This window comes from Hydrogenophaga taeniospiralis, assembly GCF_020510445.1.
Lineage (GTDB): Bacteria > Pseudomonadota > Gammaproteobacteria > Burkholderiales > Burkholderiaceae_C > Hydrogenophaga.
Window position 1 is genome coordinate 2,348,384 of sequence record NZ_JAHBAG010000001.1, and the last position, 26,358, is coordinate 2,374,741.

A 26,358-nucleotide genomic window follows, 5' to 3' on the forward strand; every position below is an offset into this window, starting at 1 on the left:
CGGGGTGGCCATCTCCGCCTGACCTGCGGGGCCCTCGGTCCAAGCCGCTGCACCCGCAGCGGCTTTTTTGCTTGAGGAGATTCGATGATCGAAAACCAGCTCTGGCACCCCGTGATCGCGTCCAACCAGGTGCGTGACACGCCGGTGTCGTGCATCCTGATGGGGGAGGCGCTGGTGCTGTGGCGCGAGCCGGGCCACGACGGTGCGCCAGGGGTGGTGCATGCCTGGGGCGACCGTTGCCCGCACCGCGGCGCGCGCCTCTCGCTCGGCCGGGTGCTCAACCACCTGCACGGTGCGCGGCTGGAGTGCCCGTACCACGGCTGGCAGTTTGGCGGCGATGCGGCGGCCGCGCAGGCGCAGGTGGCCAGCGGGCGCTGTGTGCATGTGCCGGCTGCGCCGGCTTTCGAGCCGCCCGCGTCCCATTGCGCCACGGTGTTCGAAGCCACCGAACGCCATGGCCTCGTGTGGGTGCGGCTGGAGTGCCCCGACCGCACCGAAGTGCCCGCCGCGCTGACCGAGCCGCCCGTGTTCGAGCCCTGGAGCGATCCGCTGTGGCGCCAGGTGCTCTGCGGGCCTTACGACGTGAACACCGGCGCGCCGCGCCTGGTGGAGAACTTCCTGGACCTGAGCCATTTCGGTTTCGTGCACGAAGGCTGGCTGGGCGCGCGCAGCCACGCACAGGTGGAGACCGGCAAGGTGCAGGAGGGGGCCGACGGCCTGGTGGCCGACGATTGCCGCGCCTGGCAACCGCGCGCCTACGCCGGCGCCAGCGAGGGCGGCTGGGTCGCCTACCACTACGCCGTGCCGCACCCGTTCGCCGCCATCCTGCGCAAGGACGGCAGCGTGGGCGATCCGGTGAGCAACGCGATCGCGCTGTTCATCCGGCCCGACACCACCGGCTCGTGCACCGCCTGGTTTGCCATGGCCACCCTGGGCGATCTGTCGGACGACGAAGAATTGCGTGCCTTCCAGGACGCGGTGTTCGCCCAGGACCGCCCGGTCGTGGAATCGCAACTGCCGCACGCCCTGCCGATTGGCCGGGACGGCCCCATCGCCGAGGTGCACAGCCCGGCCGACCGCATGTCCAGCGCCTACCGCCGCTACCTCGCGCGCCTGGGTGTGACGCTGGGCGTGTGCTGAGAGGAACCACCCCCGCCGCGCTTCGCGACCCCCTCTCAAGGGAGCGCCCTGCGGTGCCCAGGGCTTGGACCGTTCGGCGCTCCGGCGCCATGGAAAACTGATACCCTTTTTTATTTCCCTCGCTAGGAGTCAAAGCCATGAAAAACCCCGCCGTTGAACGCGCCGTGGCCCTGGCGCGTGCCATTCCCAAGGCCGAGCTGCACATCCACATCGAAGGCTCGCTGGAGCCCGAACTCATCTTCACCCTGGCCCAGCGCAACGGGGTCGTGCTGCCCTACGCCAGCGTGGAGGCGCTGCGCGCGGCCTACGCCTTCACCGACCTGCAGAGCTTTCTGGACATCTACTACGCGGGCGCCAGCGTGTTGCTGAAGGAAGCCGACTTCTACGACATGGCCTGGGCCTACTTCCTGCGGGCCAAGGCCGACCACGTGATCCACGCCGAGCTGTTCTTCGACCCGCAGACCCACACCGCGCGAGGCGTGCCCATGGGCACGGTGATCCAGGGCCTCTCACGCGCCTGCGCCGATGCCCGGTCGCAGCTGGGCATCAGCGCCTCGTTGATCCTGTGTTTCCTGCGCCACCTGAGCGAAGAGGACGCCGCCGCCACGCTCGAAGCCGCCTTGCCCTACCGCGAGCACTTCATCGGCGTGGGCCTGGATTCGAGCGAGGTCGACCACCCGCCCGAGAAGTTCATCCACGTCTTCGCGCGCTGCCGCGAGCTGGGCCTGCGCATCGTGGCGCATGCGGGCGAAGAGGGTCCGCCCGAGTACATCTGGGAGGCGCTGGAGCTGCTGCAGGCCGAGCGCATCGACCACGGCGTGCGTTGCCTGGAAGACCCGGTGCTGGTGGCCGAGCTGGCGAAGCGCCGCACGCCGCTGACGGTGTGCCCGCTGTCCAACCTGAAGCTCTGTGTGGTGGACGATCTGGCCGACCATCCCATGAAGCAGTTGCTCGACGCGGGCCTGTGCGCCACCGTCAACTCCGACGACCCGGCCTATTTCGGCGGCTACCTGAACGACAACTTCGAGCAGACCGTGCGCTCGCTCGCGCTGACCGAGGCCGAGGTGGTCACGCTGGCGAAAAACAGTTTCGAGGCGAGCTTTGTGAGCGACGCCGAGCGTGCCGCCTTGCTCGACGCGCTGGACCGGTCGATAGGACAAGCGGCGCTGGCCTGAACGGGCCACCCCCGCTGCGCTGTGCGCGGCTGCTAGGCGGTGGCGCGCAGCGCCCAGAAATGGGCAACCGCGTACAGGCCGCAGATCAGCGATGAACCCAGCATGAAAGGGGTGCGCATCGTCGCCATCCAGGGCGCCAGCCCCAACACCACGGCGGCGCGAGCGGCATAAACCCCGGCAATCCCCCACACCACCTCGCGGCGCCAGGGCAGTGCTTCGCAGCACCCGCCCAGCGACAGCGTGTAGAAGCCAAAGCCTGCCAGCGCCAATGCGATACCCGCTGTGAGCAAGGCGGGCCCGGGGTGGCCCTGCCCGGCCCGCCGCGCCATCCGCTCCCCCGCGCCAAAGAACCGGTACCAGGCCGGGCCGCCGACGATGATGGCGATGTGCAAGGCAGCGGCCAGAAAGTCCAGGCCAGCGGCCCATACCGGAGCGGTCACGGCGGCGTCCCCTGGGTCGGGAGCAGCAGCATGCACAGGGTGTGATCCATCTGCGCCGCGTCCTCGGGCGTGACCAGGGTCGGCAGGTGCTGGATGCCGATCAGTTGCGCGTAGCCCATCCTGGCGATCAAACGGGCCTGGGCCGGAGCCACCCCCATGCCTTGTGCGAGGTCCGTCAGGTAGGCGATGCGCTGGGCGTCAACGGCCTGCACCGTGGCGGCCACCTCGGCATGGCTGTTGCCCCACGCCCGCAAGGCCACTTCGGGCCTCATGTCCTTGCTGAACACCAACTGGCTCAGGCGCTCGCTGCGCAAGCGCGGGTCGTCGAACGCGGCCACCGCGTCAATGAGCTGCTGCGTGTAGGTGTTTTTCCAGTGGACGAGCAGGGCGCTCACGTAGGCGGGCTGACTGGCGAAGTGGTGATAGAACGACCCCTTGGTCACGCCCAGTGCGTTGCACAGGGTGTCGATCCGGAGTTGCTGCGGACCGCCATCGCCGAGCAGATGCAGGCCTTTTTCCAGCCAGTCGTTGCGGGTGAGGGGGGCGGCCATGTTTCAGGCGACGCGGCGGAGCTGGCGGGGCGGCCAGGCCATGCGCAGGCCCAGCGCGACAAACAGCCAGGCGCCCGAGACGGGCAGCACGTAGGCCACGAGCAGGCCCATGACCAACAGCGCCCAGCCCAGCGAGGCCGGTGCGGTGCCCAGGCGGTCCAGCCATTGCTGCGTCAGCCAGCCCAGCAACACCCAGGAAACGCCCGCCACCTGAAACCACAGGGCGGCGAACCGGTCCATGTGCATCACGCCCGGGCGCTCAATGCTGTGCCACCAGCCGGCTGCGCTCCACGCCGCCACGATGCCCCAGCTGAGCAGCAGGCCGATCGCACAATGGATCACGCCAATGGCCACGAGCAGCCAGCCACCACGTCGGTATGCCCACATGAAAACCTCCGGTTCAATGGTTTTTGGATGGCGAAACATACCATACCAAATGGTATGTTTCAATGTCATCAACGGCACAAGCCGGTGCCTGGGACGGGCCCGGCGGGTAGAATTCCAGTCTGCGAGCCGGTGCTTCCCCGGCTCGCTTTTTTTGTCCTTCGGAAGCCATGTAGAGGAACACCATGTACAAAAACCTCGTGGCCCGGCGCGTCTGCGTCCTGGCGGCCGCCAGTTTTTTCATCCCTTTTTCAACCCACGCCCAGACGCCCGCCCAGGCGCCGCTGAAGGCGGCCTTCGTGTACGTGGCGCCGCTCACCGAGGCCGGCTGGGTGCGTCAGCACGAGCAGGGGCGCCTGGCGGTGCAGGCCGCTCTGGGCAGCCGGGTGGAAACCCGTTTTGTCGAGAACGTGCCCGAGGGCCCGGACGCCGAACGCGTGATCCGCGACCTCGCTCAGCAAGGCCACAAGATCATCTTCACGCCCAGCTTCGGCTACATGGAACCCACGCTGAAGGTGGCGCGCGAGTTCCCGGACGTGAAGTTCGAGTCGATCACCGGCTACAAGACCGCGCCCAACGTGGCCACGGCCAACGCGCGGTACTACGAGGGCCGCTATCTGGCCGGCGTGGCCGCGGGGCGCATGGCCACGCAGGCCGGCTACGTCGCCGGTTTTCCGATCCCCGAGGTGGTGCAGGGCATCAACGCCTTCACGCTCGGCATGCGCTCGGTGAATCCGGCGGCCACGGTGCGCGTGGTGTTCCTCGGCGAGTGGTTCAACCCGCCGCGTGAGCGCGATGCCGCCATGACGCTCATGAACCAGGGCGCCGAGGTGCTGGCCTTCCACACCGGTTCCACCGCCGTCATGAGCGCGGCGCAGGAGCGCGGCAAGCTGGCCGTGGCCTACCACTCCGATATGCGCAAGTTCGCGCCCGACGCGCAGATCGCCGCCGTCACCCACCTCTGGGGCGAGTACTACACGCACCGCGTCAAGGCCGCGCTCGATGGCAGCTGGAAGAGCGGCAGCGTCTGGGGTGGCGTGAAGGACGGCATGATCCGCGTCGACGCCTACGGCAGCAAGGTGCCCGCCGCCGTGCGCGAGGAAGTGACGGCGCGCCAGGCCGACATGGCCGCCGGCAGGCTGCACGCCTTCGCCGCCAGCCACGGGGACGTGCGCGACAACGAAGGCCGGGTGGTGATCCCGGCGGGCAAGACGCTGGGCGACCCGGACATCCTGAACATGAACTGGCTGGCCGAGGGCGTGCTGGGCAAGCTGGCGCGCTGAAGGAGCGCCGCGGCCCGGCATCCGCATGGGCCTTATGGGCCTGGCGGTATGCCGGCGGCGCTGGAGCCCGGTAAGCTAGCGTCCATGCAAGCCTACCGCGCCGCCATCCTCCGTTTTTCCGACGACCACAGCCCGATCTACGACGAAGACGGGCTGCTGGTGACGGGGCCGGACGCCAGCGGCCGGCATGTGGTGCAGGCCGTGGGCGACCACCGGTCGCTGGCCGGCGCGTTCGCGGGCGTGCCGGTGGAAGACCTGCGCGGGCGCCTCATCGCCCCCGGTTTTGTGGACCTGCACATCCACTACCCACAGCTCGACGTGATCGGCGCGCCGGCCGACGGGCTGCTGCCCTGGCTGACGAACTACACCTTTCCGCACGAATCCCGTTTTTCCGATGGGGGCCACGCCAGCGAAGTGGCGGGTTTTTTCCTGGACGAGCTGCAGCGCCACGGGGTGACCACCGCGCTGAGCTTCGCCACCTCGCACCCCGCCTCGGTCAACGCCATCTTCGAGCAGGCGCACCAGCGCGGGCTGCGCTTCATCACCGGCAAGGTGCTGCAGGACCGCCACAGCCCCGACGGCGTGCGCGACGACACCGAACAGAGCCTGATCGACACCGAGGCGCTGATCCAGCGCTGGCACGGCGTGGACCGGCTGGGCTACGCGATCACGCCCCGTTTCGCGCCCACCAGCTCGCCCGAGCAGTTGCGCGGCGCGGGCGAACTGGCCGCGAAGTACCCGCAGGTGTGGATCCAGTCGCACGTGGCGGAAAACCTCGACGAAGTGCGCTGGGTGGCCGAACTGTTCCCGCACGCGCGCAGCTACCTGGGCGTGTACGGCGACCACGGCCTGCTGCGCGAGCGCGCCGTCTACGCCCACTGCATCCACTTCGACGCGGCCGATCGCGCGCTCATGGCCGAAACCGGTGCGGCCGCGGCCGTGAGCCCCACCAGCAACCTGTTTCTGGGCAGCGGCTTCTTCGACTTCGCCGCGGCCGAGGCTGCCGGCATGCGCCACGGCCTCGCCAGCGACGTGGGCGGCGGCACCAGCTTCTCGCCGTTCCACACCATGCTCGCGGCCTACTACGTGGGCCGCGAAGGCCACACCAAGACCGGCATGAGCCTCAGCCCAGGCCAGCTCTGGTGGCAACACACCGCGGGCGCGGCGCAGGCGCTGGGCCTGGGCGGTGTGGTGGGCAACCTGCGGCCCGGCAGCGAGGCCGACTTCGTGGTGCTCAACCCCAAGGCCACACCGCTGCTGGCGCGCAAGACCGATCAGGCGAACAGCCTGGACGAGCTGTTGTTTGCGCTGATCGTGTTGGGCGACGACCGGGTGGTCGAGCGAACCGTCATTTCCCAGGCCCTGTAGAGCGCGGGCCCCGCACTGATGGCGGCATGCCGCCAGGGCCTGTCTTTGGCAGACCCGTTCGCGTTCAATGAGCGTGCGCGGGCGCGACGGGAATCTCCAGGATGAACGATGCCCCTTGTCCGGGGCCGTCGCTGTGGACGTGCAGGCTGCCCCCCATTTCCTGGGCGGCCAGCACGCAACTGTGCAGACCAAAGCCATGCCCGTTCTTGCGTGTGGTGAAACCGTGGGAGAAAACGCGCGTCAGATTCTCCGGCGCGATGCCTTCTCCGTTGTCCGTCACGGTGATGCGCAGCACGGCCCCTTCCACCCCTTCCAGCAAAACAGCACTCAGTGTGATGAGCGGCCGCCTGTCTGAGACGCCGTGCAAGGCCTGCTTGGCGTTGCTGATCAGGTTCACCAGCACCTGCAACACACGATGCCGATCCAGCAGGAGAGCGGGCAAAGTCACGTGGCCTTTGTCAACGTCCACTTTGTGGCGTGTCAGCGCATCCGCGTGCATGCGCAGCGCGTCGTCCAGCAGCTCGTCCACATGGGCGGACTCGACCATACGCGGTGCGCCCGCGTAGGACTGCTGGGTGGCGATGACCTGTTTGATGTGGTCGACACTGCTGCACAGTGCACCGAGTTCCGTCGCCATGGCTTCGTGCTCGACCTCCAGCGCCCGGGCCAGTTCGCGCAGATAGGTGGGCAGCAGCTTGCCTTTGGGATCCTGCGTCAAGAACCCACCCAGATCCTCGGCATGTGCATCCATCAAGCCGATGGCGCGCGTGAGCCCCTTGAGTTTGGATGCCCGCAACTGGGCGGCCATCAGGTCGGCCGACACGTTGACGCTGTTGAGCACGTTGCCCACGTTGTGCAACACGTTGGTGGCGATCTCGGCCATGCCCGCCAGGCGCGCCGTGGTGAGCAGCTGGGCCCGAACCTCCTCGATTCGTCGCTCCGCTTCCTTCAGTTCGGAAATGTTTTTCGAGGTTCCAAAGGTCCCGATCAGGTTGCCGTTCCGGTCTCTCCAGGGGCCTTTGGTGGTGAGGTACCAGACGACACGCCCGTCCGGGTGAACGGTTTTTTCGCTCTTCTCGACAATGGGTTTCCCGGTCCGGATGATCTCTTTTTCATCGTTGCTGAATTCACCCGCCCGGTCTTCGCCATAGATATCCGCATCGGTTTTGCCGATCACAAATGTTTCAAAAGCGTCCTCGCTGGCCAGATGGGGCGGGAGGGCATCTTCACCGATGTCCGGATGCGCGGCACGGTAGCGGCTGATCGCCAGCCGCCGGAGGTTCTGAATTTCCGAACGGCTGGCCTTGACCAGGCGCGATTCCAGATCCTTGAAGAAGATGGAGTCCGGCGAGTTTTCCATCAACGTGCTCAACAGATCCTGCTCGTTGATCCGAGGCGTGTCCGCCAGAGCCTCCGTCTCTGGACCATGGTCGTTGTCTTCAATGGATCGTGTCTTCATGGGGGCGCCTTGCATGAAACGGCCTACACGGATCGGACCATGGCCCCGGCTTACGTGGGGGCCTGTCGAATGGGCAGCGTGACGCGGAATGTGGTGCCTTGATCGACCACACTGTCCACGTCAATCCGTCCATTGTGTTTTTGCACGATGCCGTAGGACAGCGACAGCCCCAGCCCCGTGCCTTTGCCGATGGGCTTGGTGGTGAAGAAGGGCTCGAAAATGCGTTTGAGCGTTTCAGGTGGTATGCCAGAGCCGGTGTCGCCCACCTCCAGCCACACGTGTTCCCCTTCGGTTCCCGTGCGAATGGTGATGCATCCACGCGTATCGCCCATGGCATGGGCCGCGTTGACCACCAGGTTCATGACCACCTGGTTGATCTGGGACGCCAGGCATTCGATGCTGGGAATGGCGCCGTACTCCTTCACCAGATCGGCCTTGTACTTGATTTCGCTGGCCACGATGTTCAGCGTCGAGTCGATGCCCTTGTGCAAATCGGCCCATTCCCACTCCTGCTTGGAGTCCACGCGGGAAAAATCCTTCAGATCCTGAACGATCTGACGCACCCGCACGATGCCTTGCTTGGATTCCCGCATGAGCACGGGAATGTCTTCTTTCAGGAAATCCAGTTCCACGCGTTCGCGCAAGGCCCGCAGGTGCTCGGCCACGTCGGGTGTGGGAATGCTGGACTCGGCATCTTCGTAGGCTGTGAGCAACTCAAACAATTGCTCGATATAGCCTTCCAACGTGCCGAAGTTTGAAAAGATATAGCCAATCGGGTTGTTGATCTCATGCGCAACACCGGCGGCCAGTTGGCCGATGGAGGCCAGTTTCTCCGACTGGACCAGTTGCCCTTCCAGGTGCTTGCGCTCGCCGATCTCGTTTTGCAAAGCTTCATTGACGGTGCGCAGCTCACGGGTGCGTTCCTGTACCGCGTCCTCCAAGCGCGTGCGTTGCGCCGCGGCATCGTGTGTCATTTGCCATTTGGTGGTGAGCGCCGTGGCCAGCTGGAAGACCTCAATCGCATCAAAGGGCTTTTTCAGGATGAGCAGCCGGTCACGTACCTCCAGTCGCGCCAAGATGTCGTCCCACGAACTGTCGGCATAGGCCGTGCAAATGACCACCTGCAAGCGCGGGTCGCTGCGCCACAGATGTTCAATGGTTTGCACGCCATCCCACCCCGGCGGCATGCGCATGTCCACGAAGGCCATGGCGTACGGCCGGTTTTCCTGGAGGGACGCCTCTATTTTTGACAGCCCTTCCTGCCCCTGGTAGGCCGAATCGAGTTCAAAGGCGGTCAGGTCGGGCGCTTGGGCATCATCGCCAAACAGGGCCGCCTCCACAGCGCTGAGTTCCCCATGTTCCAGCGCTTGGGGCATGAGGATTTTTCGAAAATCCTCATGGATGGCGGGCATGTCGTCAACCAGCAGGATGCGACGGTTTTGCGGAATCTTCATCGCGGGTCCTCCGGGGAGTCGACGGAATTCTTTTCAAAATTATTAGAGCAGATTTCTCCTGGTTGCCGGTCTTTTCGCTTTCAGCGGTGTGCGCCAAAACGTCAGTTGTACGTGAGCGCCCGCGCCTTGCCCCAGAACACGCGGTACATGAAAGCGGTGTAGACCACGATCACCGGCAGCGTGATCGCCACCCCGATGAACACCACCGTGAGCGACCCGGTGCCGATCGCCGCTTCCCACACCGTCATGCGGCCGATCACGATGTCCGGAAAGATGCTGTAGGCCAGCCCGAAGAAGGCCAGCACGAAGATCAGCACCGTGGCCACGAACACCACCCAGCCATGGCCCGCTTTCACCATGCCCGGGTGTGTCACCACCCAGCGCACCGCGAAAAAGGCCACGGCACAGCTCAGTGGGATCGGCATCAGCGCGAACACCTCGGGCACGCCGAACCACTTGTCCACCACCGCCGGGTTCACCAGCGGCGTGGCGGCCGAGATGGCCACCAGGGCCGCGCCCACGGGCCACAGCACGCGCCGTGCCCAGTGCACTGCACGCTCCTGCAAGGCGCCTTCGGTCTTCATGATCAGCCAGCCCGCGCCCAGCAGCACGTAGGCGGCGGGCAGCGTGAGCGCGATGCCCAGGCTGAAACCCAGCCCGAGCGGCCCGTTGTCGAAACCGGTGATGTAGCTGCCCAGCATCCAGCCCTGGGCCGCGCTGGCCAGCAGCGAGCCGCCGAAGAAGGCCCGGTTCCAGAACGGCTTCCAGACCAGCGGCGCCTTCACGCGGAAGTCGAACGCCACACCGCGCAGGATCAGCCCGATCAGCATCAGGGCCACTGGCAGGTACAGCGCCTGCAGCACCAGGCCATGGGCGAACGGGAACGCCACCAGCAACACGCCCACGCCCAGCACCAGCCAGGTCTCGTTGGCGTCCCAGAACGGGCCGATGCTGGCGATCATGATGTCCTTCTGCGCGTCGTCGGCCAGCGGCAGCAGCAGGCCCACGCCGAGGTCGTAGCCGTCGAGCACCACGTAGGCCAGCAGGGCCAGGCCCATCACGGCCAGAAAGATCAGCGGCAGCAGGTGGGCCCAGCTTGTGTCCATGGGATTCTCCGAAGGGGTGTCAGACGCCGGCCTTGCCGAGTTCGGCGCCGTGGGTGGGGGAGGGCGCGTGCTGGACGGGGTGCTCCGCCATGTACTTGAGCACGCCCACGTAGGTGACCAGCAGCAGGCCGTAGACCACCAGGTAGGCGGTGAGGGTGAGCGCGATCATGGGCGGCGCCGTGTGGGTGGCCAGCTCGCTGGTGCGCAGCAGGCCGTAGACCATGAAGGGCTGGCGGCCGATCTCGGTCACGTACCAGCCCGAGAGCGTGGCCAGCCAGCCCGAAAACGTCATGCCCGCGAGCACCCAGAGCCAGGGCCGGGGCCACGGGTGGTGGCCTTCTGCCGCGCCCTGGCGGCGCTGGCGCCAGAGCCGCCAGGCGCTGAACCAGGCCACCACCAGCATCAGGCTGCCCACACCCACCATCACGCGAAAACCCCAGAACACCGGCGCCACCGGTGGGTGTGCATCTTTGAAATCGTGGATGCCCTGGACCTCGCCATCGAGGTCGTGCGTGAGCACCAGGCTGGCCAGCCGGGGGATCTTGAGCGCGTGGTGGGTGGTGCCCGCGGCTTCGTCGGGGATGCCGAAGAGCGTGAGCGGCGCGCCCTTCTCGGTGTCCCAAATGCCTTCCATCGCGGCGATCTTGGCCGGCTGGTGCTCCAGGGTGTTGAGTCCGTGCAGATCGCCGGCCAGGAACTGCAGCGGCATGGCCACCGCGGCCGCCACGATGGCCGTGCGCATGGCCTTGTGGGTGCCGGCCGTGGCGCTGCCCTTGAGCAGTTGCCAGGCGCACAGGCCCGCGATCAGGAACGAGGCGGTCAGCGCCGAGGCCAGCAGCTTGTGCGCGAAGCGGTAGGGGAACGAGGGGTTGAACACCACCGCCCACCAGTCGGTGGGGATGAACTGGCCGTTGACGATCTCGAAGCCCGCGGGCGTCTGCAGCCAGGAGTTGAGGCTGAGGATCCAGAACGCCGACAGCGTCGTGCCCAGTGCCACCAGCGCGGTGGCGGTCAGGTGCACGCGCTCGGACACCCGGCCCCGGCCAAACAGCATGATGCCCAGGAAGCTGGCCTCCAGGAAAAACGCGGTCAGCACCTCGTAACCCAGCAGCGGCCCCGAGATGTTGCCGGTCTTCTCCATGAAGCCCTGCCAGTTGGTGCCGAACTGGAAGCTCATCACGATGCCCGAGACCACGCCCAGCGCGAAGCTGAGCGCGAACACCTTGGTCCAGAAGTAATACGCCTCCTCCCAGGCCGGGTCGCGGGTCTGGATGAAGCGCAGCCGGAAAAACAGCAGGAACCAGCACAACGCGATGGTGATGGTGGGGAACAGGATGTGGAAACTGATGTTGGCCGCGAACTGCATGCGCGACAGGATCAAGGCGTCCATGGGGGGTCCAGGTGGGGGGCGAAAAGGGCCGTCAGGCGGCGTCGGACAGCTTGTCGGAGCGGGCCGCGCGGGTGGCGCCCTTGCCGGTGAGCCGGTCCTTGAGTTCGAGCACGCGGGTCACGGTGGCGCCCATGCCCATGAGCTGCAGGGCGGTCTCGGGGGCGAGCTTCTGCACGTCGTCGAACCAGGTCATGAGCCGGTCGATCAGGTCGTGCATGTCGCGCATGCGGGCCTGGGCGTGGCGCTCCGCGTCGGTCGAGGGCGTCTCCAGCAGGGCCGTGCGCAGCATCGACAGCGTCGGCTCGATTTCGCGGCGGCGCCGCTCTTCGGCCAGCACGCGGAAGATCTCCCACACATCGGCGGGCGCTTCGAAATACTCGCGCCGGTCACCGGGCTGGTGGCGCAGCCGCACCAGGCGCCAGGACTGCAGCTCTTTCAGGCCCATGCTGACGTTGGAGCGCGAGAACTCCAGCTGCTCGGCGATCTCGTCGGCGTTGAGCGCCCGGGGCGAGATGAAGATCAGCGCGTAGATCTGGCCCACGGTGCGGTTGATGCCCCATTTGCTGCCCATCTCGCCAAAGTGGGCAACGAATTCGCGGTTCAGCGGGGGAAGGTGGTCTTGCAGCGGCATGGCCGGGAGTCTAGGTGGCCGTGTCTGAATTTTCAGGAAGTTCTGAAATTACATGAATGGCAACAGGGTCAATGGGGGGCCGCGGTGGGACGGCGCGCCCGGTGCGGTATGGGCGGGTGCCTACAATCGGACCCAACAACAGGACCCAACAACACCGCCCGGAGCACGCACGCATGAGCATCAAAAGCGACAAATGGATCCGCCGCATGGCCGAACAGCACGGCATGATCGATCCCTTCGAGCCGGGCCAGATCCGCCAGGACGCCGCCGGCCACAAGATCGTGAGCTACGGCACCAGCAGCTACGGCTACGACATCCGCTGCGCGCCCGAATTCAAGGTCTTCACCAACATCCACAGCACCGTGGTGGACCCGAAGAACTTCGACGAAAACAGCTTTGTGGACATCAACAAGGACGTCTGCATCATCCCGCCCAACAGCTTCGCGCTGGCGCGCACCATCGAGTACTTCCGCATCCCGCGCAACGTGCTTACCATCTGCTTGGGCAAGAGCACCTACGCGCGCTGCGGCATCATCGTCAACGTGACGCCCTTCGAGCCCGAGTGGGAAGGCTATGTGACGCTGGAGTTCAGCAACACCACGCCGCTGCCGGCCAAGATCTACGCCGGTGAAGGCTGCGCCCAGGTGCTGTTCTTCGAAAGCGACAAGGACGACGTCTGCGAGACCAGCTACAAGGACCGCGGCGGCAAGTACCAGGGCCAGGTCGGCGTGACGCTGCCCAAGACCTGAAACCTTCACCCCGCTCGCCACACAAGCGCTGCCCCACGGCAGCGTTTTTTGTTGGGGGCTTTGCATAATGGGTCTGGCTGTGTCGCCAGGCCCGAGGAGAATCCGCCATGAAATGGGAAAACAACCGCCAGTCGGACCAGGTGGAAGACCGCCGCTCCTCATCGGGGGGCGGCATGTTCGGTGGTGGTGGCGGCCGCCGCACCGGCGGACGGAACATCGGCCTGGGCACCATCGTGGTGGCGCTGATCGCCGGCTGGATCTTCGGCATCAACCCGATGACCATCCTCGGCTTCCTGGGCGGTACCGGTGAACTGGCCCCCAGTGCGCAGGTGGAGCCGGCCTCCACGCCGGCGAGTCTGCCCACCGACGACATGGGCCGGTTCGTGAGGGGCGTGCTGGGCGGCACGGAAGACGCGTGGGGCGAAGTGTTCCGCCAGGGCGGCGCCGAATACCACAAACCCACGCTCGTGCTGTTTCAGGGCTCGATGGCCACGGCCTGCGGCACCGGGCAGTCGGCCATGGGGCCGTTCTATTGCCCGGGCGATCAGAAGGTCTACATCGATCTGGGCTTCTACGACACGCTGCGCAGCCAGCTCGGCGCGCCCGGTGACTTTGCCCAGGCCTATGTGATCGCCCACGAGGTCGGCCACCACGTGCAGAACCTGCTCGGCACCACCGACAAGATGGAGCAGGCGCGCGGGCGCGTCAGCCAGCGCGAATACAACGCGCTGTCCGTGCGGCTGGAATTGCAGGCCGACTGTTTTGCCGGCATCTGGGCCAACCACAACCACCGGAGCAAGGCCATTCTGGAACCGGGCGACTTGGAGGAGGCGCTGAACGCGGCCGCCGCGATCGGCGACGACGCCCTGCAGCGCCGCAGCCAGGGGCAGGTCGTGCCCGACAGCTTCACCCACGGCACCAGCGAACAGCGCCAGCGCTGGTTCCACAAGGGGCTGGAGAGCGGCCGCGTCAAGGACTGTGATACCTTCAGCGCGCGCCAGATCTGAGGCCCCCGCGCGCCACCGCGGCGCGGCGCTTGGGTGAAAAGCGGTCAAAGTGAGACAATACCCGGCTATCGAGCCGTCCGCCGGGCCGCCCCAAGAACGACGGCACCCCTTGGGGGCCTGGCTCCGCCAGGGTCGGGGGCCCTTACCTGTACCGCAATGACGCAATCCTTTTCCCAACTCTCCCTCTCACCCTCGCTGGAGCGAGCCGTGGCCGAAATGGGCTACGAGAACATGACGCCGATCCAGGCGCAGGCCATTCCCGTGGTGCTGCAGGGACGTGACGTGATGGGCGCGGCCCAGACCGGCACCGGCAAGACGGCCGCTTTCACCCTGCCGCTACTGCAGCGCATGATGAAGCACGACAACACCTCCACTTCGCCCGCGCGCCACCCGGTGCGCGCGCTGGTGCTGTTGCCCACGCGCGAGCTGGCCGACCAGGTGGCCGAGCAGGTCAAGCTCTACGCCAAGTACACCAACCTGCGCAGCACCGTGGTGTTCGGCGGCATGGACATGAAGCCGCAGACCGCCGAGCTGAAAAAAGGTGTCGAGGTGCTGGTGGCCACGCCGGGCCGTCTGCTGGACCACATCGAGGCCAAGAACTGCGTGTTGAACCAGGTCGAGTACGTGGTGCTCGACGAGGCCGACCGCATGCTCGACATCGGCTTCCTGCCCGATCTGCAGCGCATCCTTTCGTATTTGCCCAAGCAGCGCACCACGCTGCTGTTCTCGGCCACCTTCTCGACCGAGATCAAGCGGCTGGCCAACAGCTACCTGCAGGACCCGGTGACGATCGAAGTGGCGCGCTCCAACGCCACCGCCTCCACCGTCGAGCAACACTTTTACCGGGTCGACGACGACGACAAGCGCGGCATGCTCAAGCAGATCCTGCGCGAACGTGGCCTCAAGCAGGCTTTCGTGTTCGTCAACAGCAAGCTCGGCTGTGCGCGTCTGGCGCGTTCGCTGGAGCGCGAGGGCCTGAACACCACGGCCCTGCACGGCGACAAGAGCCAGGACGAACGCCTGAAGGCGCTCGAAGCCTTCAAGAGCGGCGTGGTCGATCTGCTGGTGTGCACCGATGTGGCCGCGCGCGGCCTGGACATCAAGGACGTGCCGGCGGTGTTCAACTTCGACATCCCGTTCAACGCCGAAGACTATGTGCACCGCATCGGCCGCACCGGCCGCGCCGGCGCCTCGGGTCTGGCGGTGTCCTTCGTCAGCGGGCGCGACGCGCGCCTGATGGGCGATCTGGAAAAGCTGCTGGGCAAGAAGCTGGAGCTCGAAGCGCTGGAACTCGAAGCCGACCGCCGCCCGGCCGGCCGCTTCAACGACGGCCAGCGCGCCTGGCAGCAGCCCGAAGGCGAGGAAGCGCGCCGCGACAGCCGCCCGCCGCGCGAACCCCGGTCTGGCAGCCGCTACGAAGCGGACGGCCGCTCGGCCTCGGCCGGCCGCCCCGTGCGCGCTCCACGCGCCCCGGCCGATCCGTTGTTCGACAAGCCCTACGAGCCCAGCGCGCCCAGCGACGCCCCGCCGTCGTGGGAAGTGTCGCAACGGCCCGCGGTGCGCAGCGGTTCGCCCAACATCAAGACCCGCAAGAAAGTGCCGGCGCTGTTCAAGAGCGCCCCGGCCCCCACGCCGGACAACTGAGAGGCTGTCTCTCGCGTCGGTGTTTCAATCTTTGCCGGGTTTGCGCGCCTGGGCGCAGCGCACGGCGATGCGCTCGACGCGGCCCGCTGCATCGAGCATGCGCGCGGCCGTGAGACAACCGCCCCACACACAGCCCGTGTCCAGTGGCAACAGATCGTCGCGCCGCACCGTGCCCAGCGTGGACCAGTGGCCGAACGCCACCGGCACGCCGGCCGTGCGCCGTCCGGGCACGTCGAACCAAGGCATGAAGCCCGCGGGGGCGCTGTCCGCACTGTCCTTGGTGTCGAACTCCATCGCCCCCTGCGCCGTGCAGAAGCGCAGGCGCGTGAGCGCGTTGACGATCACACGCAGGCGCTCGGGGCCCTGCAGCGCGTCGCTCCAGCGGTCGGGCCGGTTGCCATACATGTCCTTGAGAAACACCGCCCAGTCCGGGCTGCGCAGCACCGACTGCAGTTCCTGCGCCAGCGCCAGCGTCTGCGCCACGTCCCACTGGGGCAGCACACCGGCGTGCACCATCAGCCAGCCGTGTTCGAACAGCGCCATGGGCCGCGCCCGCAGCCAGTCGAGCAGGGCGTCGCGGTCGGGCGCGTGCAGCACGTCGCCCACGGTGTCGCTGCGGTGGGGTTTGCGCACGCCGTGCGCGACCGCGAGCAGGTGCAGGTCGTGGTTGCCCAGCAGGCAATGCGCCGAGCCTTCGAACGCCATCAGCCGGCGCACCACCGCCAGCGACCCGGGCCCGCGGTTGACCAGGTCCCCCAGCAGGTACAGCGTGTCGCGGCTGGGTGAAAAACCGATTTCGTCGAGCAGACGGCCCAGGGCGTCGTCACAGCCCTGCACGTCACCGATCATGTAAAGTGCCATTCGCCGATTATGGACATCCTCATCATTGTTTTCCTCACGCTGCTCAATGGCGCTTTCGCCATGTCCGAGCTGGCGCTGGCTTCCAGCAAAAAGGCGCGTCTGGCGGCCATGGCGGAGTCCGGTGACAAGGGCGCGCAGACCGCCTTGAAGCTGCTGGAGGACCCGACCCGGTTCCTGTCGTCGGTGCAGGTCGGCATCACCTCCATCGGCATGCTCAACGGCATCGTGGGCGAGGCGGCCTTCAGCGATGGCCTGGCCGAGGGGCTGACCGGCCTGGGCATGGCCAGCACCACGGCCAGCATCACCGCCACCGCCGTGGTGGTGGTGGTCATCACCTTCATCACCATCGTGTTCGGTGAACTGGTGCCCAAGCGCATCGGCCAGCTCTACCCCGAAACCGTTTCGCGCTGGGTCTCGCGGCCCATGGCCTGGGTGGCGCGCATCGCGCGTCCGTTCGTGCTGCTGCTGTCGGTGACGACGCAGGGCACCTTGAAGCTGCTGCGCATCGACACCAACGCGGTCCAGCACGTGACCGAGGAAGAAATCAACGCCAGCCTGGAAGAGGGCGTGGACGCCGGCATCATCGAAGAGCACGAGCACCAGATGGTGCGCAACGTGTTCCAGCTCGACGACCGCCAGCTCACCTCGATCATGGTGCCGCACTCCGAGATCCAGTGGCTCAACGCCCAGGACACGATCAACGAGGCGGTGCAGAAGGCCTGGATCACCGGCCATTCCTGGTACCCGGTGTGCCGCGGCGGGCTGGAGGACGTGGTGGGGGTGATTCACCTGCCGCGCATGCTGGCGCTGCAGGCCGAAGGCCACAACGAGGTGCTGATGCGCCACGTGCAGCCGGCCGTGTTCGTGCCCGAAACGCTCAGCGGCATGGAGCTGCTGGAGCAGTTCCGCGAACGCTCCACGCGCATGGTGTTCGTGGTGGACGAATACGGCGTGGTGCAGGGCCTGCTGACCCCGCTGGACATGCTCGAAGCGATCACCGGCGAACTCTCGCCCCACGCGGCCACGAACGCCTGGGCCACGCAGCGCGAAGACGGCGCCTGGCTGGTCGACGGCGCCATGCCGGTGGCCGAGCTCAAGGCGCGGCTGGACATCGGGGAACTGCCCGACGAGGACAAGGGCCGCTACAACACCGTGGCCGGCCTGATGCAGACCGTGCAAGGCGATCTGCTGGAGCAGCACCAGCACGTGGACTGCGTGGGCTGGCGCTTCGAGGTGCTGGTGCTCGACGGCCGGCGCATCGACCAGGTGCTGATCTCGCGCCTGCCCGAAGACGAGGAAACGCTGGCCGAAGAGGCCCGCTGAGCGGGCGCCCGGGCCGGCTCAGGCGGTGGGCTGGGCGGGGCCCACGGGCCGGTGCTCGAACAGCCAGTCCTTGAACGCCAGCGCCGCGGCCGACAGCCGCTTGCCGCGCGGGTAGACCACGTGCCAGCGGCGGATCAGCGGGAAACCCACCACGTCCAGCATCACCAGCTCGCCCAGGGCGAGTTCGGACACCACCGTGGTGCTGGAGAGCACCGCCAGGCCCAGGCCGCCGGCCACGGTCTGCTTGATGGCTTCGTTGCTGCCCACTTCGAGCCGGTTCTTCAACGTCACACCCTGGCTGGCGAAGAACTTTTCGGCGGTCAGCCGCGTGCCCGAACCCGGCTCGCGCAGGATGAAGGGCTCGCTGGCGAGCCGCTTGGGCGCGATCTTCTTCTGGCCCACCAGCGGGTGGTCGGGCGGCGCCACCAGCACCAGCGGGTTGTCGGCGAAGTTCTCGCTGACCACGTCCATGCTCTCGGGCGGCTGGCCCATGATGTAGAGGTCGTCCTGGTTGGCGGCCAGGCGCTGCAGCAGGTTTTCGCGGTTGCCCACCAGCATCGCCACCTCGATGCCGGGGTGCGCCGCGCAGAAGCCGCCCAGCAGTTTGGGCACGGTGTATTTCACGGTCGTGAGGATCGCGAGCTTCAGGCTGCCGCGCTCCACGCCCTGCAGCGCGGCCAGGTCTTCCGACAGGCGCTCCATGCGGGTTTCGATGTCGTGACAGGCGTCGGCCAGGGTCTGGCCGGCGGCGGTGAGAAAGATCTTCTTGCCCAACTGCTCGAACAGCGGCTGGCCCACGGTTTCCGACAACTGCTTGACCTGCAACGACAGTGTGGGCGGCGACAGGTGCAGCGCCTCGGCGGCGCGCGCGAAACTGCCGTGGCGCGCCACCGCGTGAAAGATGCGCAGCTGGTGCAGGGTGGCGTGGCGCAGTTGCATGGCGTGCCTCATCTGTTGATTGATAAAACTCTACCGTAACAGTCTAAACATTTTACTTTTACTTATTCGTCCGCGGGCCAACAATCACCTCCATCAACAGCCCCTTATGGAGAGTCCCATGGACCAGAGCAACCGCTACGCCGACCTGAGCCTCAAAGAAGCCGACCTGATCGCCGGCGGCCAACACATCCTCGTGGCCTACAAGATGAAGCCCAAGGCCGGCCAAGGCTACCTGGAGGCCGCGGCCCACTTTGCGGCCGAGTCGTCCACCGGCACCAACGTCGAAGTGAGCACCACCGACGACTTCACCAAGGGCCTGGACGCGCTGGTGTATTACATCGACGAAGCCACGGAAGACATGCGCATCGCCTACCCGCTGGACCTGTTCGACCGCAACGTGACCGACGGCCGCATGATGATCGTCTCGTTCCTCACGCTGGTGATCGGCAACAACCAGGGCATGGGCGACATCCAGCACGCCAAGATCCACGACTTCTACATGCCCGAGCGCGCGATCCAGCTGTTCGACGGCCCGAGCAAGGACATCTCCGACCTGTGGCGCATCCTGGGCCGCCCGGTGAAAGACGGCGGCTACATCGCCGGCACCATCATCAAACCCAAGCTGGGCCTGCGTCCCGAGCCCTTCGCGGCGGCGGCCTACCAGTTCTGGCTCGGTGGCGACTTCATCAAGAACGACGAACCCCAGGGCAACCAGGTGTTTTCGCCGATGAAGAAGACGATTCCGCTGGTGGCCGACGCGATGAAGCGCGCCCAGGACGAAACCGGCCAGGCCAAACTGTTCTCGGCCAACATCACGGCCGACGACCATTACGAGATGTGCGCCCGCGCCGACTTCATCCTGGAGACCTTCGGCGCCGACGCCGACAAGGTGGCTTTCCTGGTGGACGGTTTCGTGGGCGGCCCGGGCATGATCACCACGGCGCGCCGCCAGTACCCCGGCCAATACCTGCACTACCACCGCGCCGGCCACGGCATGATCACCAGCCCGAGCGCCAAGCGCGGCTACACGGCCTTCGTGCTGGCGAAGATTTCCCGCTTGCAGGGCGCCTCGGGCATCCACGTGGGCACCATGGGCTACGGCAAGATGGAAGGTGAGAACGACGACCGCCTGATCGCCTACATGATTGAGCGCGACGAGTGCCAGGGGCCGGTCTACTTCCAGAAGTGGTACGGCATGAAGCCCACGACGCCGATCATTTCGGGCGGCATGAACGCGCTGCGTCTGCCGGGTTTCTTCCAGAACCTGGGCCACGGCAACGTGATCAACACCTCGGGTGGTGGCTCCTACGGCCACATCGATTCACCGGCCGCCGGCGCGATCTCGCTGCGCCAGTCCTACGAGTGCTGGAAGTCGGGCGCGGACCCGATCGAGTTCGCCAAGGACCACCAGGAATTCGCCCGGGCCTTTGCCTCGTTTCCGGGGGATGCGGACAAGCTGTATCCCGGCTGGCGCGAGAAGCTGGGGACTCACAGGTAATACCTGCTGCTTTCGTTGCCTTCGCTGCCTTCGGGCGGTGGCTGCTTCGGGATTGGGGCCGCTGGGCGCACTGCGACGCTCGTGTCCCCCGGCGGCGTTCCGCCGCCTCCTCCTTTACCTCGCTTTGCAGTACACCCATCGGCCCCAATCCCGAAGCAGCATGGGCGTGCAAAGGACAGATTGGAGCCCGGGTGCATGCGTTTGGAGCGCTGGGTGTCCGACGCAGCGAAGTAAAGGAGGAGGGCCGGGCGCAGCCCGGACCGGGGGACATGAGCGTAGTTGGATGCCCAGTGCTCCAAACGCGGAGCGAAGTGCCTTCATCACGGAGCCCAGCAAGGCCCCAGTCAATCGGAGACAAGAGATGACCACCGACTACCGCATCGACCAAGAACCCTACTACCAACCCCAGAGCAACGAAGTCGCGCTGTACGAAGCCGCCTACGCCGCGCGCTTGCCGGTCATGCTCAAAGGCCCCACCGGCTGCGGCAAATCGCGCTTCGTCGAATACATGGCCTGGAAACTCGACCGCCCGCTCATCACCGTCGCCTGCAACGAAGACATGACCGCGTCCGACCTCGTGGGCCGCTACCTGCTCGAAGCCGGTGGCACGCGCTGGCTCGACGGTCCGCTCACCATGGCCGCGCGGATGGGCGCCATCTGCTACCTCGATGAAATCGTCGAAGCGCGCCAGGACACCACCGTCGTGATCCACCCGCTCACCGACCACCGCCGCACCCTGCCGCTGGACAAAAAAGGCGAGCAGGTGCGTGCCCACCCCGACTTTCAGCTCGTCATCTCCTACAACCCCGGCTACCAGAACCTCATGAAGGACCTGAAGCCCTCCACCAAACAGCGCTTCGCCGCGTTCGATTTCGACTACCCGCCGCCCGAGCAGGAAGCGCGCATCGTGGCCAGCGAAACCGGCATCGACGTGGCGCTGGCCGAGCGGCTGGTGAAGATCGCCGTCGCCGCTCGCAACCTCAAGGGCCACGGCCTGGTCGAAGGCATCTCCACCCGCCTCATGGTCTACGCTGCCACGCTCATGCAGGGCGGCGTGGCGCCGCGCGACGCCTGCCGCATGGCGCTGGTGCGGCCGATCACCGACGACGCCGACATCCGCGAGACGCTGGACCACGCGATCGACGCCGTGTTCGAGACCGTGCCGGTCTGAGCCCGCCACGACACGGCGCCCACCCCACCCGACGCGATGACCGCCACCGAAACCGCGAGCTTCCTGGAGCGCCTGCCCGCGTGGCGCGCCCGGCTCGACACGCGTTTCCCCGAGGTGGACCCGGTGTTCGAGGCCTGCCTGGTCGATGCGGTGCGCGTGCTCAGCCCCGAGGGGCTGGACGCCTATCTCGATTACGCGCGCGTCCTCGGCAAGCTGGGCCGTGGCGTGGAGCCCATGTTGATCTTTCTGGCCGAGTGGCCGCAGGTCGCGCGCTCGCTGGGGGAAGACGCCTTGCCCGCCATCGCCGCCGCCATCCACACCCTCTACAAATCGCCCAACGGCAAAGCCATCACGCCGTTCCTGCAGAGCCTGGCTGCGGTGGCGCGGCGTCTGAGCCGCTCGCCGGGCCGCCCCAGGAACGACGGCGCGCCCCCTGGGGAGCTGGCGCAGCCGGGGTGGGGGGCGCTGTCCTCGCGCGAGCCGTTCCAGCGTTACCTCAGCCTCTCGCTCGACTTCATGGAGCGCACCACCGGCTCCATCCACGGCCACCACAAGACTTTTGCCAGCCCGGGGCTGCCGTTGTTCTTCGAGCGTGCGCCGCAGCTGCTGGGCCTGCTCAGCGTGGGCGGGCTGCAGCGCTGGGTGGAGTACGGCATTCGCAACCACCAGCACCACCCCGACCACCAGCGCGACTACTTCGGTCTGCGCAGCGCCGATGCCAAGGCCGTGCTGCAGCGCGAGCGCCGCGGCACCCTGCTGGCCGACCACAGCCGCGCGCTCGATCTGTACCTGCAGGCGCTGTGGCAACAGCAGGCGCTGCTCGTGCCCTACGCGACTGCCCAGCTGGGCGGCGACAGCGTGCCGGATGCGTCGGCGCAACTGCGCCCGTATGTCGACCACCTGGGCATGCGCCTGCCCGACGTGTACGACGACCGCGCCGGCGTGCGCGGCATCGACCGCTACCGCGCCGCGCTCGCCCACATGGCCGGTCACCGGCGCTGGAGTCAGCCGCAAGTGGCCGACAACTGGAGCCCGTTCCAGCGCCTGGCGGTGGAGACGTTTGAAGATGCGCGCATCGACACCCTGCTGCTGCGCGAATACCCCGGCCTGCGCGGCACGCTGCTGCGCCTGCACCCGCGCCCGACGGAGGGCGCCTGCGACCCGGCCAGGCACTCGTGCCTGCGGCACCGCCTGGCCATGCTCTCGCGCGCCATGCTCGACCCGCAGCACGGCTACACCGACCCGGACCTGCTTCATTTCCGCCAGCGCTTCCACCAGGCGCTGGCCACCGGCCCATCGAGCACACAAGAGATGGCCAGCCTCGCGCTCTCGTGCGTGGCGCGCATCCGCCGCCAGAGCGACCAGCTGCCCGATGTGTTTTTCACCGACACCGAGGTGGACTACCGCGACGACAACCGCCACCTGTGGATCTACATCGAGGCCGGCGACGAAGAAGAGAGTTTCCAGCCGCCGCGCCAGAGCGACACCCCGCCCGACGTGGCCGGCCTGCCGCCGCGCCACTACCCCGAGTGGGACCACCAGAGCCAGACCTGGCGGCCCGACTGGGTGAGCCTGTACGAGCGCCTGCAACCCAGCGGAAACCCGGCACAGATCCACGCCATCCTCGCGCGCCACGCCGGGCTGGCCAAGCAGCTCAAGCGCCTGCTCGATCTGCTCAAGCCGCAGGACAAGCAGCGCATCCGTTTCCAGGAAGAGGGCAGCGAGCTGGACCTGGACGTGGCGATCCGCTCGCTGATCGATTTCAAGAGCGGCGCCGCGCCCGACCCGCGCATCAACATGAGCCACCGCACCGACGGGCGCGACATCGCGGTGCTGCTGCTGCTCGACCTGTCGCAGTCGCTCAACGAACCGGCGGCAGGCAGTGAGCAGACCGTGCTCGACCTCAGCCGCGAAGCCGTCACCCTGCTGGCCTGGGCCATCGAACAGCTGGGCGATCCCTTCGCCATCGCGGGCTTTCACTCCAACACCCGGCACGACGTGCGCTACCAGCACATCAAGGGTTTTGACGAAGGTTTTGACGACGAGGTGAAGGGGCGGCTCGCAGGCATCGAGGCGGGGTACTCCACCCGCATGGGCGCGGCCCTGCGCCACGCCGGCCACTACCTGGGCGCGCGCCAGGCCGACAAGAAGCTGCTGCTCATCCTCACCGACGGCCAACCCAGCGACGTCGACACGCCCGACGAGCGAACGCTGATCGAAGACGCGCGCGAAGCCGTGCGCGAACTCGGGCGAGACGGCATCTACACCCACTGCATCAGCCTGGACCCGAAGGCCGACGCCTACGTGGGCGACATCTTCGGCGGGCGCCACACGGTGATCGAAAACGTGCAGCGCCTGCCCGAGCGGTTGCCGCAGCTGTTCATGTCGTTGACGCGCTAAGCACCGAATGGCTTATGGGGTTGGCGGCTCGCCACTGCGCACGTGCCACCACGCCGGCAGCAGCCGTCGCACCTCGGCGCGAGCGTAGCGGTCGTCGAGCAGCCAGACGGTGCCGTGGTCCTGCTCGCTGCGGATCACGCGGCCCGCGGCCTGCACCACCTTTTGCACGCCGGGGAACAGGTAGGTGTAGTCGTAGCCGCGGCCGAACTTCGCCTGCAGCCGGGCCTTGAGCTGTTCGTTCACGGGGTTCACCTGCGGCAGGCCCAGCGTGGCGATGAAGGCGCCGATGAGGCGGCGCCCGGGCAGGTCGATGCCTTCGCCGAACGCGCCGCCGAGCACGGCAAAGCCGATGCCCTGGCCACCCTCGGTGAAGCGGGCGATGAAGGCCTCGCGCTCGGGCTCGCCCATGCCGCGCGACTGCGACCACACCGGGATATCCGGATGGCGCTGCTGCAGCCGGTCGAGCGCCTGCGCCAGGTAGTCGAAGCTGCTGAAAAACGCGAGGTAGTTGCCGGGCTCGGCCGCGAACTGCGCCGCCAGGGTGTCGGCCATGGGCGTGAGCGAAGCGAGCCGGTCGGTCCAGCGGGTGGAGATGTGTGGCGCCACGCGCACCGCGAGTTGTTCGCCGGAAAACGGCGAGGGCACGTCCACGCGCAGCGCGTCGGCCGGCAGGCCCAGCAGGTCGGCCACGTAGTCCATGGGCGCGAGCGTGGCCGAGAACAGCGTGGCGCACCGCACGGCGCTCCAGCGGTCCTGCAGCAGCGGGCCGGGCACGAGGTTGCGCAGGCTGATCAGCGGTTGTGCCACGCGCGTGCCCGGGGCGGGGTGGGGCGTGCGCGTGAGGTCGCAGAGGCTGTGGTCACCGTGCAGCTCGGCCACGCGCTGGAAATGCAGCGCCTCGAAGAACCAGGCCTGCAGCGGGCCGCTGGCGGCGTCTTGCGGGTGCTGGGCCAGATGGTCGCCGATCTCGCCGCAGAGCTGCTGCAGCGCGGCGGTGAAGGCGCCCGGGGGCTCGGGCAGCACGGTGTAGTCCCCCGCCTGTTCCCGCGCCAGCGCGTTCCACTGGCGGTGCAACCGGTCGAGGCCTTTTTTCAGCGCGGCCGGCGCGCTGCGGCGCAGCGCCTGGAAGTCCGCCGGGTCGAGCCGGGCGCTGTACATGGCGCGGGCGCGTTCGATCAGGTTGTGCGCCTCGTCCACCAGCAGTGCGCTCTGCCAGCCGTGTTCGAGCGTGAGGCCGTGCCAGTGGGCGCCGAGGTCGAAGAAGTGGTTCACGTCGCCCACCGCCACATCGCTCCAGCGCAGCATCTCTTGCCCCAGGTAGTAGGGGCACACGCTGTGTTCCAGCGCCAGTTCGCGCAGCGCGGCTTTGTCCAGCCAGCCGGCCTGCGCCGCGGCGGCGCGGGCCGCGGGCAGGCGGTCGTAGAAACCGCGTGCGAGCGGGCAGGACTCGCCGTGGCAGGCCTTGTCCGGGTGTTCGCAAGCCTTGTCGCGCGCCACGCGTTCGAGCACGCGCAGCGGCAGCACCGGGCGCGCCGGCGCTTGGCCGGCGGCGCCGAGGCGGGCCAGCGCGTCCAGCGCGAGCTGGCGGCCGGTGGTGCGCGCGGTCAGGTAGAAGAGCTTGTCCAGCCCCTGCGCGGGCGCGGCCTTGAGCGCGGCGAACAGCGTGGCCGCCGTCTTGCCGATGCCGGTGGGCGCCTGCGCCATGAGCACGCGGCCGGCGGCGTGGGCGCGGTAGACCGACTCGGCCAGCGCCCGCTGGCCGGCGCGGAATTCGGGGAAGGGGAAGGCCAGGGCGCGCAGCGCGGCGTCGCGCGCGTTGCGGTGGGCGCGCTCCTGCCGGGCCCAGCCGCTGTAGCGTTCGCACAGGTCTTCAAAGTGCGCGCGCAGGGCGCTGGCGCTGTGGGTTTCCGTCAGCGGTGTCTCGTGGCCGGTGTCGATGTTGAAGTAGACCAGCACCAGCTCGATGCGCTCCAGCCCGAGCTGTTCGCACAGCATCCAGCCGTAGACCCGCGCCTGCGCCCAGTGCAGGGCGCGCGCGTTGTCCGCGATCAGCGCGGCGTCGCCCCGGTGGGTCTTGATCTCTTCCAGGCGCTGCGCGGCGGCGTCCCAGCCGTCGGCCCGGCCCTGCACGCGCAGGCCGCGCCACTGGCTGGACAGCGGCACCTCGCGCTGGTAGCCCGCGCCGCGCCGCGACGTCACCTCGCCATGGCCGGCCACGCCTTCGCTGCCGCTGGGCGAGGGCGTGAAGCGCAGATCGAGGTCGCCGCGGCGCGCCGCGAAATCGCACAGCGTGCGCACCGCCACGGCGCCCAGCGGGGCGTCGGCGGCGGCTTCGTCAACCAGTCGGGGTGTGGCGGTGTTCAAGGGTGGGCTCGGGTTGTGAGG

General features: G+C 67.5%; 22 protein-coding genes. 11 read left to right on the forward strand and 11 right to left on the reverse strand.

Features of this window, described 5'->3' with window-relative positions; all coding sequences use genetic code 11:
• Positions 1-84: 84 nt before the first annotated feature.
• Both KIH07_RS11235 and KIH07_RS11240 read left to right on the forward strand, forming a co-directional pair.
• Entirely contained in the window at positions 85-1,140 is a 1,056-nt protein-coding gene (locus KIH07_RS11235; protein ID WP_226492048.1) for an aromatic ring-hydroxylating oxygenase subunit alpha, read from the forward strand.
• Between the two features lie 137 nt (positions 1,141-1,277).
• Positions 1,278-2,315 (forward strand): adenosine deaminase, encoded by a 1,038-nt coding sequence (locus KIH07_RS11240; RefSeq protein WP_226492049.1) that lies wholly within the window; start codon positions 1,278-1,280, stop codon positions 2,313-2,315.
• 32 nt (positions 2,316-2,347) lie between these two features.
• Here KIH07_RS11240 and KIH07_RS11245 read toward each other — a convergent pair whose 3' ends face one another.
• From KIH07_RS11245 to KIH07_RS11255, 3 genes are read right to left on the reverse strand one after another with little or no spacing between them, the layout of a single operon-like run.
• Positions 2,348-2,755 (reverse strand): hypothetical protein, encoded by a 408-nt coding sequence (locus tag KIH07_RS11245; protein WP_226492050.1) that lies wholly within the window; start codon positions 2,753-2,755, stop codon positions 2,348-2,350.
• Positions 2,752-3,306 (reverse strand): TetR/AcrR family transcriptional regulator, encoded by a 555-nt coding sequence (locus KIH07_RS11250; RefSeq protein ID WP_226492051.1) that lies wholly within the window; start codon positions 3,304-3,306, stop codon positions 2,752-2,754. The genes KIH07_RS11245 and KIH07_RS11250 overlap by 4 nt, the downstream gene beginning before the upstream one ends.
• A 3-nt stretch (positions 3,307-3,309) precedes the next feature.
• Entirely contained in the window at positions 3,310-3,693 is a 384-nt protein-coding gene (locus tag KIH07_RS11255) for a DUF6463 family protein (RefSeq protein WP_226492052.1), read from the reverse strand.
• 182 nt (positions 3,694-3,875) lie between these two features.
• Here KIH07_RS11255 and KIH07_RS11260 point away from each other — a divergent pair, with 182 nt between their 5' ends.
• Entirely contained in the window at positions 3,876-4,973 is a 1,098-nt protein-coding gene (locus KIH07_RS11260; protein ID WP_226492053.1) for a BMP family ABC transporter substrate-binding protein, read from the forward strand.
• A gap of 84 nt (positions 4,974-5,057) precedes the next feature.
• Complete coding sequence (guaD, locus tag KIH07_RS11265; RefSeq protein WP_226492054.1) at positions 5,058-6,341, forward strand: guanine deaminase; 1,284 nt, start codon at positions 5,058-5,060, stop codon at positions 6,339-6,341.
• Between the two features lie 64 nt (positions 6,342-6,405).
• Here the strand turns inward: guaD and KIH07_RS11270 are convergent, their stop codons facing one another.
• The 5 genes from KIH07_RS11270 to KIH07_RS11290 all read right to left on the reverse strand — a co-directional run bounded on the left by KIH07_RS11270 (position 6,406) and on the right by KIH07_RS11290 (position 12,381).
• On the reverse strand, positions 6,406-7,800 hold the full coding sequence (locus tag KIH07_RS11270) for an ATP-binding protein (protein WP_226492055.1): 1,395 nt from the start codon (positions 7,798-7,800) through the stop codon (positions 6,406-6,408).
• A gap of 50 nt (positions 7,801-7,850) precedes the next feature.
• The gene (locus KIH07_RS11275; protein WP_226492056.1) at positions 7,851-9,254 is read right to left on the reverse strand and encodes an ATP-binding protein; all 1,404 of its coding nucleotides are present in this window, start codon (positions 9,252-9,254) and stop codon (positions 7,851-7,853) included.
• A 101-nt stretch (positions 9,255-9,355) separates the two neighbouring features.
• Positions 9,356-10,360 (reverse strand): cytochrome d ubiquinol oxidase subunit II, encoded by a 1,005-nt coding sequence (locus KIH07_RS11280; protein ID WP_226492057.1) that lies wholly within the window; start codon positions 10,358-10,360, stop codon positions 9,356-9,358.
• Between the two features lie 19 nt (positions 10,361-10,379).
• Positions 10,380-11,750, reverse strand: a complete 1,371-nt coding sequence (locus KIH07_RS11285) for a cytochrome ubiquinol oxidase subunit I (RefSeq protein ID WP_226492058.1) — start codon at positions 11,748-11,750, stop codon at positions 10,380-10,382.
• Between the two features lie 31 nt (positions 11,751-11,781).
• Positions 11,782-12,381 (reverse strand): GbsR/MarR family transcriptional regulator, encoded by a 600-nt coding sequence (locus KIH07_RS11290; protein ID WP_226492059.1) that lies wholly within the window; start codon positions 12,379-12,381, stop codon positions 11,782-11,784.
• A 173-nt stretch (positions 12,382-12,554) separates the two neighbouring features.
• On the opposite strand from KIH07_RS11290, the gene dcd reads away from it, so the two are divergent.
• From dcd to KIH07_RS11305, 3 genes are all read left to right on the forward strand, one after another.
• Positions 12,555-13,130, forward strand: a complete 576-nt coding sequence (gene dcd, locus KIH07_RS11295; RefSeq protein WP_068172500.1) for a dCTP deaminase — start codon at positions 12,555-12,557, stop codon at positions 13,128-13,130.
• Positions 13,131-13,237: 107 nt separating this feature from the next.
• Positions 13,238-14,137: a neutral zinc metallopeptidase gene (locus tag KIH07_RS11300; protein WP_226492060.1), complete on the forward strand. Its 900-nt coding sequence runs from the start codon at positions 13,238-13,240 to the stop codon at positions 14,135-14,137.
• Positions 14,138-14,293: 156 nt separating this feature from the next.
• The gene (locus KIH07_RS11305) at positions 14,294-15,781 is read left to right on the forward strand and encodes a DEAD/DEAH box helicase (RefSeq protein WP_226492061.1); all 1,488 of its coding nucleotides are present in this window, start codon (positions 14,294-14,296) and stop codon (positions 15,779-15,781) included.
• A 24-nt stretch (positions 15,782-15,805) separates the two neighbouring features.
• Here KIH07_RS11305 and KIH07_RS11310 read toward each other — a convergent pair whose 3' ends face one another.
• On the reverse strand, positions 15,806-16,642 hold the full coding sequence (locus KIH07_RS11310) for a symmetrical bis(5'-nucleosyl)-tetraphosphatase (protein WP_226492062.1): 837 nt from the start codon (positions 16,640-16,642) through the stop codon (positions 15,806-15,808).
• 9 nt (positions 16,643-16,651) lie between these two features.
• Here KIH07_RS11310 and KIH07_RS11315 point away from each other — a divergent pair, with 9 nt between their 5' ends.
• Positions 16,652-17,965, forward strand: a complete 1,314-nt coding sequence (locus KIH07_RS11315) for a hemolysin family protein (protein WP_226492063.1) — start codon at positions 16,652-16,654, stop codon at positions 17,963-17,965.
• A gap of 18 nt (positions 17,966-17,983) precedes the next feature.
• On the opposite strand, the gene KIH07_RS11320 is transcribed toward KIH07_RS11315, so the two are convergent.
• A complete protein-coding gene (locus KIH07_RS11320) occupies positions 17,984-18,904 on the reverse strand; it encodes a LysR family transcriptional regulator (RefSeq protein ID WP_226492064.1) in 921 nt (306 codons plus the stop codon).
• Positions 18,905-19,022: 118 nt separating this feature from the next.
• Between KIH07_RS11320 and KIH07_RS11325 the strand changes: the two genes are divergently transcribed.
• From KIH07_RS11325 to KIH07_RS11335, 3 genes are all read left to right on the forward strand, one after another.
• A complete protein-coding gene (locus KIH07_RS11325; protein ID WP_226492065.1) occupies positions 19,023-20,402 on the forward strand; it encodes a ribulose-bisphosphate carboxylase in 1,380 nt (459 codons plus the stop codon).
• A gap of 361 nt (positions 20,403-20,763) precedes the next feature.
• Positions 20,764-21,573 (forward strand): CbbQ/NirQ/NorQ/GpvN family protein, encoded by an 810-nt coding sequence (locus KIH07_RS11330; RefSeq protein WP_226492066.1) that lies wholly within the window; start codon positions 20,764-20,766, stop codon positions 21,571-21,573.
• Positions 21,574-21,609: 36 nt separating this feature from the next.
• A complete protein-coding gene (locus tag KIH07_RS11335; RefSeq protein WP_226492067.1) occupies positions 21,610-23,973 on the forward strand; it encodes a nitric oxide reductase activation protein NorD in 2,364 nt (787 codons plus the stop codon).
• 12 nt (positions 23,974-23,985) lie between these two features.
• Here KIH07_RS11335 and KIH07_RS11340 read toward each other — a convergent pair whose 3' ends face one another.
• Entirely contained in the window at positions 23,986-26,337 is a 2,352-nt protein-coding gene (locus tag KIH07_RS11340; protein ID WP_226492068.1) for an ATP-dependent DNA helicase, read from the reverse strand.
• Positions 26,338-26,358: the final 21 nt, after the last annotated feature.

What these genes read in the sequence shown, in the direction of transcription:
- KIH07_RS11325 (WP_226492065.1), top strand. Translation starts at nt 19,023, where the DNA reads ATGGACCAGAGCAACCGCTACGCCGACCTGAGCCTCAAAGAAGCCGAC.
- dcd (WP_068172500.1), top strand. Translation starts at nt 12,555, where the DNA reads ATGAGCATCAAAAGCGACAAATGGATCCGCCGCATGGCCGAACAGCAC.
- KIH07_RS11300 (WP_226492060.1), top strand. Translation starts at nt 13,238, where the DNA reads ATGAAATGGGAAAACAACCGCCAGTCGGACCAGGTGGAAGACCGCCGC.
- KIH07_RS11285 (WP_226492058.1), bottom strand. Translation starts at nt 11,750, where the DNA reads ATGGACGCCTTGATCCTGTCGCGCATGCAGTTCGCGGCCAACATCAGT.
- KIH07_RS11235 (WP_226492048.1), top strand. Translation starts at nt 85, where the DNA reads ATGATCGAAAACCAGCTCTGGCACCCCGTGATCGCGTCCAACCAGGTG.
- KIH07_RS11250 (WP_226492051.1), bottom strand. Translation starts at nt 3,306, where the DNA reads ATGGCCGCCCCCCTCACCCGCAACGACTGGCTGGAAAAAGGCCTGCAT.
- KIH07_RS11240 (WP_226492049.1), top strand. Translation starts at nt 1,278, where the DNA reads ATGAAAAACCCCGCCGTTGAACGCGCCGTGGCCCTGGCGCGTGCCATT.
- KIH07_RS11255 (WP_226492052.1), bottom strand. Translation starts at nt 3,693, where the DNA reads ATGTGGGCATACCGACGTGGTGGCTGGCTGCTCGTGGCCATTGGCGTG.
- KIH07_RS11275 (WP_226492056.1), bottom strand. Translation starts at nt 9,254, where the DNA reads ATGAAGATTCCGCAAAACCGTCGCATCCTGCTGGTTGACGACATGCCC.
- KIH07_RS11330 (WP_226492066.1), top strand. Translation starts at nt 20,764, where the DNA reads ATGACCACCGACTACCGCATCGACCAAGAACCCTACTACCAACCCCAG.
- KIH07_RS11315 (WP_226492063.1), top strand. Translation starts at nt 16,652, where the DNA reads ATGGACATCCTCATCATTGTTTTCCTCACGCTGCTCAATGGCGCTTTC.
- KIH07_RS11270 (WP_226492055.1), bottom strand. Translation starts at nt 7,800, where the DNA reads ATGAAGACACGATCCATTGAAGACAACGACCATGGTCCAGAGACGGAG.
- KIH07_RS11305 (WP_226492061.1), top strand. Translation starts at nt 14,294, where the DNA reads ATGACGCAATCCTTTTCCCAACTCTCCCTCTCACCCTCGCTGGAGCGA.
- KIH07_RS11280 (WP_226492057.1), bottom strand. Translation starts at nt 10,360, where the DNA reads ATGGACACAAGCTGGGCCCACCTGCTGCCGCTGATCTTTCTGGCCGTG.
- guaD (WP_226492054.1), top strand. Translation starts at nt 5,058, where the DNA reads ATGCAAGCCTACCGCGCCGCCATCCTCCGTTTTTCCGACGACCACAGC.
- KIH07_RS11310 (WP_226492062.1), bottom strand. Translation starts at nt 16,642, where the DNA reads ATGGCACTTTACATGATCGGTGACGTGCAGGGCTGTGACGACGCCCTG.
- KIH07_RS11260 (WP_226492053.1), top strand. Translation starts at nt 3,876, where the DNA reads ATGTACAAAAACCTCGTGGCCCGGCGCGTCTGCGTCCTGGCGGCCGCC.
- KIH07_RS11320 (WP_226492064.1), bottom strand. Translation starts at nt 18,904, where the DNA reads ATGCAACTGCGCCACGCCACCCTGCACCAGCTGCGCATCTTTCACGCG.
- KIH07_RS11290 (WP_226492059.1), bottom strand. Translation starts at nt 12,381, where the DNA reads ATGCCGCTGCAAGACCACCTTCCCCCGCTGAACCGCGAATTCGTTGCC.
- KIH07_RS11335 (WP_226492067.1), top strand. Translation starts at nt 21,610, where the DNA reads ATGACCGCCACCGAAACCGCGAGCTTCCTGGAGCGCCTGCCCGCGTGG.